The 18,380-nt window shown below is 72.0% G+C and carries 15 protein-coding genes and 1 tRNA gene; 6 read left to right on the plus strand and 10 right to left on the minus strand.

Going from position 1 to position 18,380, the window contains the following annotated elements; genetic code table 11:
* Positions 1 to 258: 258 nt before the first annotated feature.
* From ACZ60B_RS02965 to ACZ60B_RS02990, 6 genes are all read right to left on the minus strand, one after another.
* Entirely contained in the window at positions 259 to 1,917 is a 1,659-nt protein-coding gene (locus tag ACZ60B_RS02965) for a long-chain fatty acid--CoA ligase (RefSeq protein WP_469383669.1), read from the minus strand.
* A 191-nt stretch (positions 1,918 to 2,108) separates the two neighbouring features.
* A complete protein-coding gene (locus ACZ60B_RS02970; protein WP_469383671.1) occupies positions 2,109 to 2,705 on the minus strand; it encodes a SigE family RNA polymerase sigma factor in 597 nt (198 codons plus the stop codon).
* A gap of 147 nt (positions 2,706 to 2,852) precedes the next feature.
* Complete coding sequence (locus tag ACZ60B_RS02975) at positions 2,853 to 4,019, minus strand: lipid-transfer protein (protein ID WP_469383672.1); 1,167 nt, start codon at positions 4,017 to 4,019, stop codon at positions 2,853 to 2,855.
* Positions 4,016 to 4,453, minus strand: a complete 438-nt coding sequence (locus ACZ60B_RS02980; RefSeq protein WP_469384080.1) for a MaoC/PaaZ C-terminal domain-containing protein — start codon at positions 4,451 to 4,453, stop codon at positions 4,016 to 4,018. The genes ACZ60B_RS02975 and ACZ60B_RS02980 overlap by 4 nt, the downstream gene beginning before the upstream one ends.
* A 29-nt stretch (positions 4,454 to 4,482) precedes the next feature.
* Positions 4,483 to 5,460, minus strand: coding sequence for a bifunctional MaoC family dehydratase N-terminal/OB-fold nucleic acid binding domain-containing protein (locus tag ACZ60B_RS02985; RefSeq protein ID WP_469383674.1), 978 nt, complete (start codon positions 5,458 to 5,460; stop codon positions 4,483 to 4,485).
* 282 nt (positions 5,461 to 5,742) lie between these two features.
* A complete protein-coding gene (locus ACZ60B_RS02990; RefSeq protein ID WP_469383675.1) occupies positions 5,743 to 6,057 on the minus strand; it encodes a hypothetical protein in 315 nt (104 codons plus the stop codon).
* Positions 6,058 to 6,427: 370 nt separating this feature from the next.
* Between ACZ60B_RS02990 and ACZ60B_RS02995 the strand changes: the two genes are divergently transcribed.
* Positions 6,428 to 7,303: a bifunctional DNA primase/polymerase gene (locus ACZ60B_RS02995; protein ID WP_469383677.1), complete on the plus strand. Its 876-nt coding sequence runs from the start codon at positions 6,428 to 6,430 to the stop codon at positions 7,301 to 7,303.
* Between the two features lie 87 nt (positions 7,304 to 7,390).
* Here ACZ60B_RS02995 and ACZ60B_RS03000 read toward each other — a convergent pair whose 3' ends face one another.
* Entirely contained in the window at positions 7,391 to 8,452 is a 1,062-nt protein-coding gene (locus ACZ60B_RS03000; protein ID WP_469383678.1) for a hypothetical protein, read from the minus strand.
* A gap of 399 nt (positions 8,453 to 8,851) precedes the next feature.
* On the opposite strand from ACZ60B_RS03000, the gene ACZ60B_RS03005 reads away from it, so the two are divergent.
* Complete coding sequence (locus ACZ60B_RS03005; RefSeq protein WP_469383679.1) at positions 8,852 to 10,948, plus strand: SpoIIE family protein phosphatase; 2,097 nt, start codon at positions 8,852 to 8,854, stop codon at positions 10,946 to 10,948.
* A gap of 121 nt (positions 10,949 to 11,069) precedes the next feature.
* Positions 11,070 to 13,190, plus strand: coding sequence for a SpoIIE family protein phosphatase (locus ACZ60B_RS03010; protein WP_469383681.1), 2,121 nt, complete (start codon positions 11,070 to 11,072; stop codon positions 13,188 to 13,190).
* A 30-nt stretch (positions 13,191 to 13,220) separates the two neighbouring features.
* On the opposite strand, the gene ACZ60B_RS03015 is transcribed toward ACZ60B_RS03010, so the two are convergent.
* The 3 genes from ACZ60B_RS03015 to ACZ60B_RS03025 all read right to left on the minus strand — a co-directional run bounded on the left by ACZ60B_RS03015 (position 13,221) and on the right by ACZ60B_RS03025 (position 15,144).
* Positions 13,221 to 13,361 carry a hypothetical protein gene (locus ACZ60B_RS03015; RefSeq protein ID WP_469383683.1) on the minus strand — a complete coding sequence of 47 codons (141 nt, stop codon included), beginning with the start codon at positions 13,359 to 13,361 and terminating at the stop codon, positions 13,221 to 13,223.
* 151 nt (positions 13,362 to 13,512) lie between these two features.
* Positions 13,513 to 13,599, minus strand: a tRNA-Ser gene (locus tag ACZ60B_RS03020).
* A 75-nt stretch (positions 13,600 to 13,674) separates the two neighbouring features.
* The gene (locus ACZ60B_RS03025) at positions 13,675 to 15,144 is read right to left on the minus strand and encodes a S1C family serine protease (RefSeq protein ID WP_469383684.1); all 1,470 of its coding nucleotides are present in this window, start codon (positions 15,142 to 15,144) and stop codon (positions 13,675 to 13,677) included.
* Positions 15,145 to 15,404: 260 nt separating this feature from the next.
* Between ACZ60B_RS03025 and ACZ60B_RS03030 the strand changes: the two genes are divergently transcribed.
* The 3 genes from ACZ60B_RS03030 to ACZ60B_RS03040 all read left to right on the plus strand — a co-directional run bounded on the left by ACZ60B_RS03030 (position 15,405) and on the right by ACZ60B_RS03040 (position 18,129).
* Positions 15,405 to 16,232 carry a glycerophosphodiester phosphodiesterase family protein gene (locus ACZ60B_RS03030; protein WP_469383685.1) on the plus strand — a complete coding sequence of 276 codons (828 nt, stop codon included), beginning with the start codon at positions 15,405 to 15,407 and terminating at the stop codon, positions 16,230 to 16,232.
* Between the two features lie 136 nt (positions 16,233 to 16,368).
* A complete protein-coding gene (locus ACZ60B_RS03035) occupies positions 16,369 to 17,007 on the plus strand; it encodes an ATP-binding protein (protein ID WP_469383687.1) in 639 nt (212 codons plus the stop codon).
* Positions 17,008 to 17,163: 156 nt separating this feature from the next.
* Positions 17,164 to 18,129 carry a DUF5926 family protein gene (locus tag ACZ60B_RS03040; RefSeq protein ID WP_469383688.1) on the plus strand — a complete coding sequence of 322 codons (966 nt, stop codon included), beginning with the start codon at positions 17,164 to 17,166 and terminating at the stop codon, positions 18,127 to 18,129.
* Positions 18,130 to 18,380: the final 251 nt, after the last annotated feature.

Genomic DNA, 18,380 nt, shown 5'->3' on the forward strand with positions numbered 1-18,380 from the left:
GGCCGGTCCGGCCCGCCGTGGTCCACTGTGGGCCCGCTGCCGCCGGACGACGTGACCCGCCGACTCGCCGTCGCCGGTCGGCCGGTGCCGTCCGAGGCGGGCCGGGACACGGCCGGTCGCGTCCGTGCGGCAGGGCGACGCGGTGGTGCGGACCTGTCAGGGCGCCGCACGTGTGAGACCCCGCCCCGCGCACACCGGTGCCGCGGGGCGGGGCTCGAGGCTGCGCGACGGACCAGGTGACGCCGCGGCGGCCGGGGTTCAGAGCCTGGTGACGTCCAGCTCGCCGTCCGCGTACTGCCGACGCAGCACCTTCTTGTCGAACTTGCCCACGCTGGTCTTGGGCACCGCCTCGATCAGCGTCCAGCGCTCGGGAAGCTGCCACTTGGCGATCCCGGCCTCGGCGGCGAGGAAGCCGCGCAGGGTGTCGAAGCCGACGGCCGAGCCCGCCTTCAGCACCACGGTGGCCAGCGGGCGCTCGCCCCACTTGTCGTCCGGGACGGCGACGACGGCCGCCTCGGCGACGTCCGGGTGGGACATCAGGGCGTTCTCCAGGTCGACCGAGGAGATCCACTCGCCGCCGGACTTGATGACGTCCTTGGCCCGGTCGGTGAGGGTGAGGAAGCCGTCCGGGCTGATGGTGCCGACGTCGCCCGTCTTCAGCCAGCCGTCCGCGCTGAACTTGTCGTCGGGGCGCAGGGCTTCGGCGTCGGGGCCGTTGTAGTAGGCGCCGGCGATCCAGGGACCGCGTACCTCCAGCTCGCCCGCGGACTCCCCGTCCCAGGGGAGGTGCTCGCCGGCGGGGCCGGTCAGCCGGGCCTCGACGCTCGCCGGGAACCGGCCCTGCGTGATCCGGTAGGCGAACTCCTGCGGCGTGCCGACCGCGTGGGCCGGGGGACGGGCGATCGTGCCGAGCGGGGAGGTCTCCGTCATGCCCCACGCGTGGCAGACCCGCATGCCCAGCTCGTCGAAGGCCTTCATGAGGGAGGGCGGACAGGCGGCGCCGCCGATGGTCACCTGGGTGAGGGAGCCGACGTCACGGGGCCTGGCGGTCAGCTCGCCGAGCAGGCCCTGCCAGATGGTGGGCACCGCGGCGGCGTGGGTCGGACGCTCGGACTCGATCATCTCGGCGAGCGGCGCGGGCTGGAGGAACCGGTCCGGCATCAGCATGTTGACGCCGGTCATGAAGGTCGCGTGCGGCAGACCCCAGGCGTTGACGTGGAACTGCGGGACCACGACCAGCGAGATGTCCTGGTCGGTCAGGCCCATGGACTGGGCCATGTTGACCTGCATGGAGTGCAGGTAGATCGAGCGGTGGCTGTACACCACGCCCTTGGGATCGCCGGTGGTGCCCGAGGTGTAGCACATGGCGGCCGCCCGGCGTTCGTCCAGTTCCGGCCAGTCGTACGTGGTCGGCTTCCCGGCGATCAGGTCCTCGTACTCGTGCACCTGGACGGAGGTCGCGCCCGCGAGCAGGGTGCGGTCGCCCGGTCCGGAGACGACGACGTGCTCGACCGTCCCGAGGTGCGGCAGGAGCGGCGCCAGCAGCGGCAGCAGCGAACCGTTGACGATCACGACCTTGTCGGCCGCGTGGTTCACGATCCAGACCAGCTGCTCGGCGGGCAGCCGGAGGTTGAGGGTGTGCAGGACGGCGCCCATGGAGGGGATCGCGAAGTACGCCTCGACGTGGTCGGCGTTGTTCCACATGAGCGTGGCCACACGGTCGTCGTCCGCCACGCCGAGGTCGTCGCGCAGGGCGTGCGCCAGCCGGGCCGCGCGGGCGCCGATCTCTGCGTAGGAGCGGCGCTCGGGCTGCTCCTCGCCGGTCCAGGTGATCACCTGTGAGGAGCCGTGGATCGTCGACCCATGGGTCAGGATCCTCGAGATCAGCAGCGGTACGTCCTGCATGGTGCTCAGCACGGCGTCCTCCTGGGCGACATTGCCTGGCGGTGGTAAAAGGTTGCGCTGATTCTGCGCACATACCACGCGGTATGTCACTAGGCCCGGGTGATCGATCACGCGACTCCGTGCCCTGACGCCGCCCCCCGGCAGGCGCCGGACCTCTCCCGGACCTCCGCCGGACCCCCCTCGGATCTCCACACAGCGGGTCGCTATCGGACGAGCCCGAGTTCGGGATCCTCGCGCAGCTTGCCGAGGGCCCGCGACACCGCCGACTTCACCGTGCCGACCGAGACCCCGAGCACCTCGGCCGTCTGGACCTCGCTCAGGTCCTCGTAGTACCGCAGGACGACCATCGCCCGCTGCCGGTCGGGCAGCTTCATGATCGCCCGCCACATCGCGTCGCGCAGCGCCTGCCGCTCGGCCGGGTCGTCCTGCCCGCCGGACACGGGCTCCGGCTCGGGCAGTTCCTCGCACGAGAACTCGTCGACCTTGCGCTTGCGCCACTGCGAGGTACGGGTGTTCACCAGCGCCCGGCGCACATAGCCGTCGAGCGCCCGGTGGTCCTCGATCCGCTCCCAGGCGGCGTACGTCTTGGTGAGCGCGGTCTGCAGCAGGTCCTCGGCGTCGCTCGGGTTCGCGGTCAGCGAGCGGGCGGTCCGCAGCAGCACCGGCTGCCGGGCCCGTACGTACGACGAGAACGACGGGTAGACCGGGGCCCCGACGGCCGGCCGGAGCCGGGGCTGCGGGCGGGTCTGCCTCGCCGGAACAGCGGCGGCGGAGGCGCTGGTGCAGACGGGTGTGGTCATGGCTCCACGCTATGAGCGACCCGCGCCCGGGCGGATCGGCCGCAGGTCCCGAAGGGGAGTCCGCCTCAGGTTGTAGGGGTGGGGCCGGCCCCACCTCCTGAAGGTGGAGTCGCGGCCGGGGTCCACTGCGGGTTGACCCCTGGGGGCTCAGCCGTCCGCGGCCAGGACCAGCCCCGACGTCGGTACCCCGGTCCCCGCGGTCACCAGGGCCCGGCGGGCGCCGGGTACCCGGTTCACGGCCGTGCCGCGCAGCTGTCGTACGGCCTCCGCGATGCCGTTCATCCCGTGGAGGTAGGCCTCCCCGAGCTGCCCGCCGTGGGTGTTGAGCGGCAGCCGCCGCTCGGCCACGAAGTCCGCGGCCTCCCCCCGCGCGCAGAAGCCGAACTCCTCCAGCTGCATGAGCACGAACGGGGTGAAGTGGTCGTACAGGATGCCCACGTCGATGTCGGCGGGACCGAGCCCGGACGTCCGCCAGAGCTGGCGGGCCACCACGCCCATCTCCGGCAGCCCCGTCAGGTCGTCGCGGTAGAAGCTGGTCATCTGTTCCTGGGCGCGGCCTGCGCCCTGCGCGGCCGCCGCGACGACGGCCGGCGGGTGCGGCAGCTCACGGGCCCGCTCCACCGAGGTGACGACGAGGGCCTGCCCGCCGTCCGTCTCCTGGCAGCAGTCCAGCAGGCGCAGCGGCTCGACGATCCACCGGGAGGCGGCGTGGTCGGCGAGGGTGATGGGTCTGCCGTGGAAGTACGCCGCCGGGTTGGTCGCGGCGTGCTCGCGGTCCACCACGGCCACCTGCCCGAAGGCCTCCGGGGTCAGCCCGTACGTGTGCAGATAGCGCTGGGCCGCCATCGCCACCCAGGAGGCGGGCGTGAGCAGCCCGAACGGCAGCGACCAGCCGAGCGCCGCGCCCTCCGCCGACGGCTCCCGGTGCTGGACCCCCGAGCCGAAGCGGCGGCCCGACCGCTCGTTGAAGGCCCGGTAGCAGACGACCACCTCCGCGACCCCCGCCGCCACGGCGAGCGCCGCCTGCTGGACGGTCGCGCAGGCCGCTCCGCCGCCGTAGTGCACCCGGGAGAAGAAGGACAGCTCGCCCATCCCGCAGGCCTGGGCCACCGTGATCTCCGGGCTGGTGTCCATCGTGAAGGTGACCAGTCCGTCCACGTCGGCCGGCGTCAGCCCCGCGTCCGCCAGCGCCGCCCGCACCGCCTCCGCCGCCAGCCGCAGTTCGCTGCGGCCCGAGTCCTTGGAGAACTCGGTGGCCCCGATGCCGACGATCGCCGCGCGCCCGCCGAGGGCGTCCCGCCCGCGCACGCTCATGCCGGGCCTCCCGCGGGTCGGCCGTCCGCCGCACCGACGGCCACGCCTCCCGAGGACGGGACGGTGAGGGTGACCGTGCCGGTGACATGGCGGCCGATGCCGTTCGTCCCGGTCACCCGGACCCTGACGGTGCCGCCGTCGGCCTCCTCCACCCTGCCGGTCAACACCATGGTGTCCCCGGGGTAGTTGGGCGCACCGAGCCGGATGGACACCCCACGGAGCACGGCCGAGGGGCCGAAGTGGTCCGTGATGTACCTGCCGACCAGGCCGTTGGTGGTGAGGATGTTCATGAAGATGTCGGGGGAGCCCTTGTCCCGGGCCAGTCCGGGATCGTGGTGCACGTCCTGGTAGTCGCGGGAGGCGACGGCCCCGGCGACGATCAGCGTGCGGGTGATCTCGATCTCCAGCGGCGGCAGCCGATCCCCGGCCGTCACACTCATCCCACTCGTCACGTCCGTCGCGCTCATGAGGCCTCCTCCCGGGCCCTGAAGACGGGGAGCACCAACTCCTCGTCGTACGTGTGGAACTCGAGCCGCACCGGCATCCCGATCCGCACCTTGTCGTACGGCACCCCGATCACGTTGCTGACCATCCGCACCCCCTCGGCCAGTTCGATCAGCCCGACCGCGTAGGGACCCGCCGGACCGGGACCGCCCTCGGCCGGCGAGAAGGCGGGGAAGCGGGGGTGGTGCATGACGACGTACGAGTACACCGTGCCCGCGCCGCCCGCCTCGACGGTGTCCCAGTCCGGGCAGCCGCAGGCGTTGCAGCCCGGCAGCCACGGATGGCGCAGGGTGGCGCAGCCGGTACAGCGCTGGATGAGCAGTTGTTTCCGCGCCACCCCCTCCCAGAAGCCGGCGTTGTCGCGGTTGACGACCGGGCGGGGGCGGGGCGGCTTCGGCTGCTGACGTACGGGCGCGTACTTGAGGATGCGGAAGCGGTGCGTCCCGGCGAGCTCGTCGCCCACCCGCACGTCCATCCGCGTCGTGACGAAGTACCCGGCGCCCAGCCTGGTCGTCTTGCGTGCCGACACCGACTCGATCACCACCTCGAAGGTGATCTCGTCACCCGGGCGCAGCGGACGCGAATACTCCTGTTCGCTGTCGGTGGCGACCACCGAGGTGCAGCCCGCCTCGTCGAGCAGCGCGAGCAGCTCGTCGTACGCCTCCGTCCGCCCACCGCGCGCGGCCCGATCGGCGTGATCCGACCGAGCCGGGCGATCCGCGTGATCCGCGTGTCCGGTCAGGCCGCCCATGGTCCACACCTGGAGCATGGTGGCCGGTGCGACGGCGTCGGGCCCCCGGTAGGCCGGGTTGGTGTCGCCCATGGCCTCGCACCAGTGCCGGATCATCGGCGCGTTGACGGGGTCCTTGCCGACCCCGCCGACCACGGCGGTTCGCCCCTCGTACGCCTTCAGCCGCACGTCCAACTCGTCGCTCACCGCGCACCACCGCCCCCCTCGCCGGCCCTCGCCGATCCGTGCCGTGGCGTGCCGCCCCGACCTCCGGGAAGATTTCTGACTGTCTGTCAGATCTCTTTGCCTGTCAAGGCGTCGGCACCGCGACGAGCCCGCCCCGGCCGCCGCGAAGGGCTGCCGGGAACGGCCGTGCGGCGACGCCGAAGCACCGCCGCACGGTCGTGTCACACCCATGGAACGCACCCCGCAAGGGAACCCGAGGGGCGGGGGGCCGGAGCCGGCGCACCGGTCACCCGCCGTCGCGGGTCACCGCCACAGCGGTCCGAAGTTGACGAGGACGTTCGAGTTGCCCTGATTGACGGCCGTGAACGCCGACCCCCTGACCTGGGCGGTATTGCTCTGGTTCGAAGCGCCGGCGCCGACCGCCTGCTGTTGTGTGGTGGACGAGTTGCCGCTGTTGTCGCGACCGACCCCGCTGCCGGTGACGCTCGCGGCGCCCGCGTTCGATCCGTCGTTCGCGAAGGAGCCGTCGTCGGCCGCCGCGACACCGGTGAACAGGACGGCCGCGAGCGGAAGGGCGGAAACGGCGGCGAGGACACGGGCGGTACGGATGCTTGCCATGTTGTTCCTCCAGAACTGGTTACACGTCCGGACCGAGGCCCGGGAATGTGTGAAACAAGGCTTCTCACCAGGCAGTTGGCCGACCGCCTCGGCGTGGTGCACGACGTCGCGAGACCAGGGTTGCCCATCGGATCCCCGCCGAACCAGCCCGGAAGACGCGATTCGCCCTCAAGCGTGAGGACAAGTCGATAAACCCCTTTCGTCGCTTTCCGCGCCTCGACATCCCAGCTCAGGGCGTTACCGGCATCCCACACTCAAGCGGCGCAAGGGGTGAAGCGTTCCGGCACATTTCCAGCCTTTTCTCCCGACCTCGGCGCGTCGGACCTCTCCCCCTCTTTCTTTTTTCGAACATGAGTACGAGCATGGATGCATGGCCACCACCCACCGGCAGGCCACGACGCTGGCCCTCGCACACGCCCTGTCGGCCGCCGAACGCGGCCTGGCCGTCCTACCCTTGTCCCGGACGAAGCTCCCGGCCCTGCGATCCCCCCACCGCCTCGACCCGGCGGTCCCGCCCTGCCACGGCGAGTGCGGCCGCTTCGGTCACGGCGTGTACGACGCCTCGACCGACCCGGCACGCATCCGCGCGATGTTCGCCGCCGCCCCCTGGACGACCGGCTACGGCATCGCCTGCGGCCTGCCCCCGCACCACCTGGTCGGCGTCGACCTGGACACCAAGTCCGGCACGGACGCCCCCGCGGCCCTGGGCGAACTGGCCCGGCGCCATCTGTTCACGATCCCCGCCACCGTCGTCGTCCTGACCCCCAGCGGCGGCCGCCACCTCTGGCTGACCGGGCCGCCGCACGCCGTCGTCCCCAACTCCGCCGGCCGCCTCGCCCCCGGCATCGACATCCGCGGCGCCGGCGGCTACCTGGTCGGCCCGGGTTCCCGCACCGCCCACGGCGTCTACGGCATCGCCCCGGGCTGCGCCCACCTCGCCCCGGCCGCCTGCCCGCCCGCGCTGCTGCGCCTGCTGCTCCCACCGCCCCGCGCCCACCACCCCACGACGTCCGCCGCCGGCGACCGCCACGGCCAGGGCCTGGTCCAGTTCGTCCTCGCCGCGCACCAGGGCCAGCGCAACACCCGCCTGTTCTGGGCGGCTTGCCGCGCCTACGAGAGCGGCATCGGCCCCGGCCTCGCCGCCGCCCTGGTCGACGCGGCGACGGCCACCGGCCTGACCGAACGGGAGGCGCGAGCGACGATCGCCTCGGCGGCCCGGCTGACCTCCCATCGCCCTGCGTTGTAAGGGCAGTTCTCGGCTGGAGGCCTACGGCAGCAGCCCCCGGCGACTGGGTGTCGCCGGGGGCTGCTGGGGTGGTGCGCTACGGGTTACTCAGAGAGCCTTGCCGTTGACGAACAGCTTGACCGGGCCTGCGACGGACGGCTCGCCGTGGCCGATCCCGCCGGGCACGATGGTGTCGTCGTCGCCGGGCACGGGGGTGCCGGGGTCGGTACCAAGAATCTCGACGTCGATGGCGGGGGTCTCGAGCGGGACCACGGTGCCCGCGACCGAGGTGGCCGCGCCATAGGCGGAAAGGTTCTTGAGGCCCTCGACCTTGTCCTTCTTCGGGTCAGCCTTCAGGCAGCTGTCCGGGACACCGGCACTGCCATCAAGCAGGGTCCAAGCGCTCCACACCAAGCCGTCGGTGCCGGACTCAGCAGACACGAAGGTGTCATCGACGGACGTCCAGCTCATGTCGCCCACCTGGGCGTCAGTGGCCTGCCAGTCGGAGAACTTGTACGACGTGGGGAAGTCCCACGAGTCCTCGCGCCAGTCCACGGAAGACCACACACCGGTCTCGGACTCCGCGTACGACCCCCAGGCGGCATCGGCGAGGTTGAAGCCGTTGAGCGTGCCGTTCGACTTCACGTCCGGGGTGAAGCTGAGGGTGCCGGAGACAGAACCCGTGTTGACGCGAGTACGGCTTCCGCTCTGCGTACCGTCCAGCTCGACGCTCCGGTCCACCGCGAAGGAGCGGGTGCCCGTGACGTTCTGGGTGCCGGTACGGACCGCCGTGCGCTTGCCGGCAAGGTACTTCGTCTTGTTGCCGGTGGTGACGTTGCAGGACAGGGTCTGCGTCACCGTCTGCGTGGCCGTCTCGGTGCCCGCCTGGGTCTCGCGCTGGATGCCGCTCTGCGAGATGGTCAGCGTGCCCGGACGGGTCGCGTCCTGCGTTTCCTGCACGGACGCGGCCCGCGTGGCCGTGAAGTTGAGGCCAGCCGCGAGGGCGGCCTCGAAGTTCTTGGAACCGTTGAGGGCATCCTGGACCTCGCCCTTGCTGGCGAAGCCCTTGCCCGTGGCCGCGTCGAAGCTGGCCGCGTACGCCGAGGTCGCGCCGAGAGCAACCGCCGCCGAAGCCGCGACGCCGCTGATGAGGATGCTGCGTATACGCATGTAGTGGTCTTTTCTTCGTGCTGTCGTCTGTGTGCCGTCACTGACGCGCGTTGCGGCCCCCCGAACGCTTCTTCTCCGGACGCTGGCTGCGCGAGGTAATCAGCGCGCCACGCCGCAGGGTCAGTCGGTGAAACGTGAGTGTGTCAGAAGTGAAGAAATTATGAAGTCTTCGTGATCATGTTGTGATCGACTTCGCAAGAGGTAGGCCTGAAAGGCCATTTCACAAGGTGGGCAAACCAGTCGCAGCCTGCGCAAACACCGGCCAGAACACCCGGTCGGGCACCCGCCCGGCCCTCCTCCGCTCGCCCCCGCCGGACAGCGGGGCAAGGATCGGACCAGCGCTGCGTCGCCGAATCATCCGAACAGACTCGGCCGACAACTTGCGAGGGGTCACGGCTGATGGGCGAGCGGGCAGAGGAGCGGGCAGGCGCCCCGGAACCCTGGCAAAGGGCCGACCGGTGGTCCGGCGTGCGCGAGGTCGCGGCCTTCGGGACGGACCACACCGGGCGGATCGTCGAATGGGGGCCCGCGGCCTCCATGTTGCTGGGCCACGAGGAGCAGGAGGCACTGGGGCGCCGCGCGGCCGAGCTGCTGGCCCCGACGAAGGAGGAAGCCTGGGCCGAGGCGCTGCGGCAGGCGGCGTCGGATGGACGTGCGGTGACCGGGGTGTTGAGCGCCCGTCACCGTGACGGACATCTGCTGGAGGTCGAGGCGTGGCTGGCGGCGACGCGGACCCCGGAAGGCCGGACGGGGGTGCGCGCGCTGCTGTCGGATTCACGGGAACTGCGGCAGACCCGCGGGGACTTCACCGTCCTGGACACCTTCTTCGGCCAGGCGCCGATCGGTCTGGCGGTTCTCGACACCGAACTGCGGTTCCGGCGGGTCAACCCGGTCCTGGCGGCGATGGACGGTCTGCCCGAGCACCGCCACCTGGACCGCAGCGTGGCGGAAGTGGTCCCGGGGCTGAACGTCGAGCAGATGGACAGGGCCCTGCGCAGGGTGCTGGAGACCGGCGAACCCCTGCTGGACTTCCGCAGCATCGGCCGTACCGGGGGCAACCCCGATCACGACCGGGTGTGGTCGGAGTCCTACTTCCGGCTGGAGGACGCGCGGGGGCGTCCCTTGGGAGTCGCCTCGGTCGTCATCGACATCACCGCACACGAACAGGACTACCTGGGGTCCGCGGCGGGCCGTACCCGGCTCGCCCTGCTCAACGACGCGATCACGCGGCTCGGCACCAGCCTGGATGTGCGGCGCACCGCGCAGCAACTGGCCGACGTCGCGGTGGCGGGCTTCGCGGACCTGGCGCTCGTCGACGTGCTGCAGACCAGGCTCGGTGACGGGGAACCCGGCCGGACCGCCGACCGATCCGGTCCGCGGGTGCTGCGCCGGGTGGGGCTGGCCGGCGACTTCTCCTCGCTGGGTGACGTACTGGTGCCACTGGGCGAGACGGTGCGGCAGCCCGCGGAGGCGGTCTACCAGCGGTGCCTCTCCGAGGGCCGCCCCTATCTGATTCCGCGCCTGGACACCGTGGTGAAAGTCCCCGAGATCCAGTACACGCAGGCCCCCCAGCAGTTGTTCGGGCGCGGCGTGCACTCGGTGATCCTGGTCCCCCTGCTGGTGGGCGGCACAGCGCTGGGCGTGGCGGCGTTCCTGCGCCGCACCACCGCCCGGCCCTTCGCCGGCGAGGACGTGACCTTCGCCCGCGACCTCGCGGCCCGGGCCGCGGCGGCCCTCGACAACGCCCTGCTGTTCGGCCGTGAACAGGCCGCGTCGCTGACGCTTCAGCGCAGTCTGCTGCCGCAGCGCGCCCGTGACCTGCCCGGTCTGCAGATCGCGCACGCATACCGGCCGGCGGGAGACGACGCCCACGAGGTCGGTGGCGACTGGTACGACGTGATCGCCCTGCCCGCGGGCAAGGCGGCCCTGGTCGTCGGGGACGTGATGGGGCACGGCATCGCGGCGGCGGCGGTCATGGGGCGGCTGTCCGGCGCCACGCACACCCTCGCCCGGCTCGACCTTCCCCCGGACCAGGTGCTGCGGCATCTGGAGGCGGTCCTGGACGACATGGACGAGCCGATGCTGGCCACCTGTCTGTACGCCGTGGTCGATCCGGCGGCCGGTGTCTGCCGGCTGTCCCGGGCGGGCCATCCCCCGCCCGCCCTGCTCCTGCCCGACGGCACCGCCCGCTTCGTCGATCTCCCGGCCGGCGCTCCCCTGGGCACCGGTGGCGTCGACTTCGTCACCACCACGCTCTCCCTGCCGCCCGGCAGCCTTCTCACCCTCTACACCGACGGCCTGGTGGAGACCCGGGACCGGTCCATCGACGAAGGGCTGGAGAGGCTGCGGGGCGAGCTCGGCCGGCACTCCGGGCTCGATCCCGTCGACCTGTGCCCCGCCCTGCTGTCCGCCATCTCGCCCGCCCCCGACGACGACGTCACCATGCTCGTCGCCCGGACCACGCCCGCACGGCCTCCCGACCCTCCGCGGTCCTGACCCGTCCGCACCCCGGGGTGCGGCGCGTTCCCACCGCCGCCTCATATCGACTGACGGGCCGCCCGCCTCCGGCGAGGCACATGAACAGACATGCTCAATCATGGACAAATAGGAAGAGGCGGTGGGGAAGGAGGACGTGATGGAGTCGGCGGTACTGCGGGCCTGGTTCACCCAGTCCATGGCGGGACTCCTGCTGCTCGACCCGGAGACCCGGGTGGTGGCGGTGAGCGAGGCGGCCGCGAGGTACCCGGGCTTCCCCCCGGGGCCCTGGGCGGGCCGGCCCGTCTCCGACGTGACCGTGGGGTTCGCCGCCGAGGAGATGGAGCCGCTGCTACGAGGGGTGCTGGACAGCGGCGATCCGGCACTCGGCGTCCGGCTGCGGTGGCACCCGCCCGTCGCCTCCTGCCCGGAAAAACTGGTGCAGGTCTCCGCCTACCGGCTGACCGCCGAGGACGGCCGGGTGCTGGGGGCGGCGGTCTCCATGACCGACGTCACCGAGCAGTACCGGACCCGACGGCATCTGGAGATGATGCGGCGGGCCAACGCCTCGCTGGGCACCACCCTGGACATCGAGCACACCGCCGCCGAACTGGCCCGTCTGGCCGTACCGGACTTCGCGGACGTGACGATCGTCGACGTACTGGACGCGGTACTGCGCGGTCAGACCCCCGCCCCGGGGCCGGTGGACGTCGACCTGCCGATGCGCCGGGTCGCCTACGAGGGGAAGCCGAGCGCGCGCGAAGGCGGCTGGAGCGGAGTGGGGCGGTTCAGCGTGTTCGCCGCCGGGAGCCCCTACATCCAATGCCTGGCGGATCTGCGGCCCCGGCTGGTGCCCGAACTGCGGCAGGACCCGGGGTGGCTGCTGCTGCCCATGGCGCGGCAGGAGGGGCTGAAGGACACGGGCGTGCACTCGGCGATCGTGGTGCCGCTGGTCGCCCGGGGCACCGTCCTGGGCGTGGTCTCCTTCTGGCGCGCCGCCAATCGGAGGCCGTTCGACACGCAGGACCTGGCGCTGGCCACCGAACTCGGCGCCCGCAGCGCGGTCCATCTCGACAACGCCCGCCTGTACACCCGTGAACTCTCCGCCGCCCGGCTGCTCCAGCTCACCGTGCGCCCGCTGCACCTGGGAGCGCACCTGGCCGCGGAGACCGCCCGCAGCCACCCGAACACCGACCGCGGCGACGACTGGTTCGACCTCATCCCCCTCTCCGGCGGCCGGATCGCCCTGACCGCCGGAAACACCGCCGACCAGGGCCTGCACGCGGCGGCCGCCATGTCCGAGCTCAGGGCGGCACTGAGCGCGCTCGCCGCCCTGGACCTGCCCCCCGACGAGGTCCTGGAACGCCTGCACGCCCTTGTCACCCGCCTCCAGGACGACCGCCCCTCCGCGCAGGCCGCCGCCGCAGGTACCGACACCGGCGCCTCCCGGCCAGGACTCACCACCTGTCTGTACGCCGTCTACGACCCCGCGTCCGGGCACTGCGTCCTGAGCAGCGCCGGACACCCGCCACCCGTCCTCGCGTTCCCCGACGGCACCACCACCGTCGCCGCCCTGCCCGTCGGCCCCGCCCTGGGCCACGGCATCCCCCGGTTCCGGACCCTCGACCTCGGCCTGCCCGAGGGCACCGTGTTCGCCCTGTACAACACCGCCCCGCCGCCCACCGGCGAACCCCGACGCCCCGAGCCGGACCCGCAGTGGCTGCGCGATGCCCTGGCCATCGCTCCCGACCTGCCCCTCCAGGAACTCTGCGACGCCGTCTTCGCCACCCTGGCCCCACGGACACCGGACTCCGACGCCGCCCTGGTCCTCGTCCGCACCCGCGTCCTGGGCCCCGACCGCGCCGCCACCTGGACCTGGCCCCACGACGCCGCCGCCATCGGCGACGTCCGCACCGCCGTCGCCCGTCAACTCGCCGCCTGGAACCTCCCCGACCTCCAGGACACCACCACACTGATCGCCAGCGAACTGGCCACCAACGCCGTCCGGCACGCCGAAGGCCCCTTCCAGGTGCGCCTGGTCCGCACCGACGACGCCCTCACCTGTGAGATCACGGACGACAGCAGCACCAGCCCGCAACTGCGCCACGCCGAGGACGACGACGAGGGCGGCCGGGGTCTGTTCCTGACCTCCCAGCTCACCACCCGCTGGGGCGTGCGTCCCACCGCCCGCGGCAAGACCATCTGGGCCGAGCAGGCCCTTCCCGGTCCCGACCCGGCCACCGACCCGGCCACCGACCGGTAGAACGGCTGCCCGCGTCCGGGCGTACGCCTCTCAGCCGATGGCGTACGCCCGGTACGCCGTCTCCACCGAGCGGTCACCGGCGGAGTCGGTCACCTCGGGGCGCCGGGCGACGGCGCCGGCGGCCGGGTTGCGGACGGACGCCTGCCAGGTGGTGCCGGAGTGCTCGACCAACGCCGCCCTCCAGCCCCGGTGTCGACCCATCCCAGTCATGTCGCGGACATGGCAGATCAGGCCGGCGGAGCACGGGGCGGGACCGGGACATGCAGAAGGGGTGCCTCTCGTCGAGAGGCACCCCTTCTGGTCCGCAACGCTTCTAGTTGCGCGGAGGTGGTGGGATTTGAACCCACGGTGACATCGCTGCCACGACGGTTTTCAAGACCGTTCCCTTCGGCCGCTCGGGCACACCTCCCCGCGTCGCCGTTCACCGGCGACGCGGGGACAAGAGTAACGGGTTGGCACGCGCGCGCGAGTCGCCCCGGCGCGGTCAGCTGTCGCCGGTACGGGATCCCAGGGTGACCTCGGTGGTGTGGGTCTTGCCGTCGCGCTCGTAGGTGATCGTCACCTGGTCGCCCGGCTTGTGGGTCCAGATCTCGCCGATCAGGGTGGGACCGCTGTCGATCACGTGGTCGTCGAGCTTGGTGATGACGTCGCCCGACTTCAGGCCCGCCTTGTCGGCGGGGCCGCCGGACTCGACGGAGGAGGCACCGCCGGCGCCCGTGTCGGTGATCTTCGCGCCGTTCGCCGAGTCCTGGAGGGAGACGGAGGCGCCGATCTTCGCGTAGACCGGCTTCCCGGTCTTGATCAGCTGCTGGGCGACGTACTTGGCCTGGTTGATCGGGATGGCGAAGCCGAGGCCGATCGAGCCGGACTGGCTGGTGCCGCCCAGGCCGCCGCTGCCGGTGGACTGGATCGCGGAGTTGATGCCGATGACGTTGCCCTGGGCGTCGAGCAGCGGACCGCCGGAGTTGCCCGGGTTGATCGAGGCGTCCGTCTGGAGGGCGCTCATGTAGGACGCCTGGCTGCCGGTGCCGTCGCTGGAGGCCACCGGGCGGTTCTTGGCGCTGATGATGCCCGTCGTCACCGTGTTGGACAGGCCGAAGGGGGCGCCGATGGCGATGGTGGAGTCGCCGACCGCCACGTCGTCGGAGTTGCCGAGGGTCAGCGGCTTCAGGTCCGAGGGGGCGTTCTTGAGCTTGACGACCGCCACGTCGTAACCCTGCGCGTGACCGACCACCTCGGCGTTGTACTTCTTGCCGTCGGGGAAGGTGGCCGTGAGCTTGCCGCCGTCGACCGCGTCCGCGACGACGTGGTTGTTGGTGACGATGTGGCCCTGGGTGTCGAACACGAAGCCGGTACCGGTGCCGCCCTCGCCGTTGGTGGACTCGGCCTCGATGGTGACGGTGCTCGGCAGCGCCTTGGAGGCCACCGCCGCGATGGTGCCCGGGTCGCGCTTGACCGCGCCGCCGCTGGTGGAGGCGGAGACGGTCGTGGAGCCGCTGTTGTCGTCGTTCTTCGCCAGCGTGTAGCCGAGCCCGCCGCCGAGGCCGCCAGCGACCAGCGCGGCCACCAGGACCGCCGCGACGAGACCGCCGCGACCGCCGCCGGGCTTGGGCGCGGGCGGCTGGTACGAGGCACCCCAGCCGGATCCCGCACCGCCGCCGTCGGCGTACGCGGGCGTGACCGGCGGCGGGGGCGGCCAGCCGCCCTCGGGCGCGGAGCCGGCGTTCTGGACTCCGTTGTTCTGGACTCCGTCGTACGAGCCGGCCGAGGCGTACGCGGGCGCGTGCCCGGCGTGCTCCGGCGTTCCCGGGGCGGCCGACGCCACCGGCGGGACCGGAGTCGTGGGCGCGCTGTCGGGCGTGGTGGCCTGCGGGGAAGCCACGGGAGATTCCACCGGCACAGGAGGTGCTGACGGGGCCTGGGGAACCTCGGTGCCCTCGTTCTCGGTGCTCACAGCTCTTCTCCTCGATCCACGGCTGTTGTTCTCGGTCGCGCTCGGTCGCGCTCGGTCGCGCTTGTCGTCGACCCGGCGCGCTGCGGCTGTGCATGTGCATGTGTATGCGGACAGCTTTTCCCACGGGCCGTCAGAGCACCATAAGCGGTGGCTGTGGGAACAGGACCATCCTTTATATGCGACATTCTGCTATGAGGCGGGACACTTTTTCGGATGCCTCCGGCCCGACGCCCGCCCCGCGCCGGTGACACCATGACGCGGTGACCCAAGCACGGCAGCACCACATTCAAGTCGTCGCCCATCGCGGAGCCTCCGAGGATGCTCCCGAGCACACCCTTGCCGCGTACAGGAAGGCGATCGAGGACGGCGCGGACGCCCTCGAGTGCGATGTCCGGCTGACCGCCGACGGCCATCTCGTCTGTGTGCACGACCGCCGCGTCAACCGTACGTCCAACGGCCGCGGGGCGGTGTCCGCCCTGGAGCTCGCCGAGCTCGCGGCGCTGGACTTCGGCTCCTGGAAGAAGCGGGACCTGTGGCACCTGCGCGACGAGGAGCCCGACTGGGAGGTCCGCCCCGAGGACCCCGAGGACACCTCCGTCCTCACCCTGGAGCGGCTGCTCGGACTCGTCGCCGACTCGGGACGCCGGGTGGAGCTGGCCATCGAGACCAAGCACCCCACCCGCTGGGCCGGGCAGGTCGAGGACCGGCTGCTGCTGCTCCTGAGACGGTTCGGCCTGGACACCCCGTCCTCGCCCGAGGAGTCGGCCGTGCGCGTCATGAGCTTCTCGGCGCGCTCGCTGCACCGTGTACGGGCCGCCTCGCCGACACTTCCCACGGTGTCCCTCATGCAGTTCGTCTCGCCGCGGCTGCGCGACGGACGGCTGCCGGCCGGCGTCCGGATCGCCGGTCCCTCGATCCGGATCGTGCGCAGCAACCCGGGATACATCGAGCGCCTGAAGGGCGCCGGCCACCAGGTTCACGTGTGGACCGTGAACGAGCCCGAGGACGTCGATCTCTGCGTCGGCCTGGGCGTCGACGCCATCATCACCAACCGGCCGCGCGCGGTTCTCCAACAATTGGGTCGCTGACTCGGCTGTCCCATGAAACAACCCTTGACCCAGGCGTTTCGGTGAAGCATCCTCCGATCTCGGCCATACCGACGAAATCCAGCCACTCCCTGTCGGAAGTGCTCCGGCGCGTTCGCTCCGTGTTCGATCGCCTCGAGTGCGTCACGACACGTGGATCAGCCGGTTTCCGGTACAGGCCGATGGGGCATCCACACCGTGGCGTGGGGCGAAGGAGGTCTCGGGGGTGGCGTTGGTGGTGGCACAGGAGGTGCCCACGTCGTCGAGCATGGCCGTACCCCATGGCCCTGCGGGCGTAGGGGCCGCAAGACATCGGATGCGCGATCAGTTGCGCAACGGCGGCGTGGCGGAATCGGTCATCGACGATGCCGTACTGATCCTTTCCGAACTTTTGAGCAATGCGTGCAAGCACGGCAGGCCCTTGGGGGACGCACTCGCCGGGGACGGCGACGTCCGGGCCGCGTGGCGCGTCGACCAGAGCGGCCGGCTGATCGTCGAGGTGACGGACGGCGGCGGGCCGACCCGCCCGGCCCCGGCCACCCCCTCGGTCACCGCGCACGGCGGCCGCGGGCTGAACATCATCACGGCGCTGGCCGACGACTGGGGCGTCCGGGACGACGCCCGGGGCGAGGTCACGGTGTGGGTCGTCGTCCACGACGACGTCCACGATCCCGACGCCGGGTACGGACAGGCCGGTCTCGGCGCCCGGGTCACGGCGCCGACCGTGCCGGCGATGCGCGACCTCTCCTTCGCGGACGCGTTCGACGACCTGGGCTGAGCCCCGGGCGGCCGCCCCGTGGGGTACCGGTGCCCGCCGTACGGGTCGGCCGTGGCGGGACACCGCTGCCCGCGTCGTCCACAGGTCCCGTGGGTTCTCGTACGAGCGGCTAGGCTCCCGCCCGTACAGACGAGCCGTAACCGGGAGACACCCACGATGGCCAAGAAGCGACCCCAGACGACGGCCAGGCGGCCGCAGCCCAGTGATGCGGAGATCCCGGTCGTCGGCGCCCGCGAACCCTGCCCCTGCGGCAGCGGCCGCCGCTACAAGGCGTGCCACGGCCGGGCCGCCGCCCAGGCCGCGGCCGAGCTGGTGCACCGCCCCTTCGAGGGGATCGCCGGCGAGTGCGACTGGGTCGCGCTGCGCGAACTGGTGCCCGCGGCCACGGTCGAGCTGACCCTCAAGGACGGCCTGCCCGAGGGCGTCCCCTCGGTCACCCTGGCCACGGTCCTGCCGATGGCCTGGCCCGCACTGCGCCGCGAGGACGGTTCGGTGCTGCTCGGTCTGCAGAACGACACGCCGTCGGGTGACATCAGCCGCGACCTCGCCGACACGCTGCTGCGCGCGCTGGAGGTCCAGCCCGGCACCCCGGTCCAGGGCCGCCGCGCCCCGGCGGACGGTCCCCGCCTCCAGGACCTCCTCGACCCCGAAGGCGCCTTCGAGCCAGTTGTGCACGAGGGCTTCGAGTTCTGGGTCCCGGACGCGGAGAACGCCTCCCCCGAGGTGACCGCCTCCCTGGAGCGGGCCAACGACGCGGCCATCCCGACCGTGAAGCTGACCGGCGTGGACTCCGCCTACTGGTGCGAGACCCCGGAGAAGAACCATCTGCGGTGGGTCATGCCGCACGCCGAGGAGCACCTTCTGGACGCTCTGGCGCGACTGCACGCCGCGGGCCGCTCCAGCCTCGGCGAGGGCACCCGTCTGGTGGGGTCCTTCCGCGCGCACGGCCTGACCGTGCCGGTCTGGGACCTGCCGAGCGGTGTCGGCGCGGACGAGATCGAGAAGCCGGCGGCCGAGTTCGCCGAGCGTCTCGCCGCGGCCCTGGCCTCGGACGCCCCGCTCACCCCCGACGAGCGTCGCGCGCGCGGCGGGCTCACCAACCGACAGGTGACGCTCAGCTGACGTATCGGTGCCGTGTCCCCCCGGGCTGACCGGTCGGTCAGCCCGGGGAATCGTCCGGCTGGCGTGACTCCAGCCACAACTCCCGCCGGGCAAAAGCCAGTCGGTGTCCGAATAGCCCTGTCATGGACTGCCGGACGGTGTCCGAATAGCCAAGGGAAACAGGAGATCGAATTTGCGTGGGGCAGATCTCTTGTTACCGTTCCAGTAGCCCGGTTGCTGGTGCATCCCCCGTCGCCAGCAACCGGGTCTTT

It is taken from the genome of Streptomyces sp. NPDC104096 (assembly GCF_055584385.1).

Excerpts from the sequence above, each read along its gene's own strand:
- ACZ60B_RS02990 (WP_469383675.1), bottom strand. The coding sequence starts at position 6,057 with ATGGCAAGCATCCGTACCGCCCGTGTCCTCGCCGCCGTTTCCGCCCTT.
- ACZ60B_RS02975 (WP_469383672.1), bottom strand. The coding sequence starts at position 4,019 with ATGAGCGTGCGCGGGCGGGACGCCCTCGGCGGGCGCGCGGCGATCGTC.
- ACZ60B_RS03040 (WP_469383688.1), top strand. The coding sequence starts at position 17,164 with ATGGCCAAGAAGCGACCCCAGACGACGGCCAGGCGGCCGCAGCCCAGT.
- ACZ60B_RS03000 (WP_469383678.1), bottom strand. The coding sequence starts at position 8,452 with ATGCGTATACGCAGCATCCTCATCAGCGGCGTCGCGGCTTCGGCGGCG.
- ACZ60B_RS03005 (WP_469383679.1), top strand. The coding sequence starts at position 8,852 with ATGGGCGAGCGGGCAGAGGAGCGGGCAGGCGCCCCGGAACCCTGGCAA.
- ACZ60B_RS02995 (WP_469383677.1), top strand. The coding sequence starts at position 6,428 with ATGGCCACCACCCACCGGCAGGCCACGACGCTGGCCCTCGCACACGCC.
- ACZ60B_RS02970 (WP_469383671.1), bottom strand. The coding sequence starts at position 2,705 with ATGACCACACCCGTCTGCACCAGCGCCTCCGCCGCCGCTGTTCCGGCG.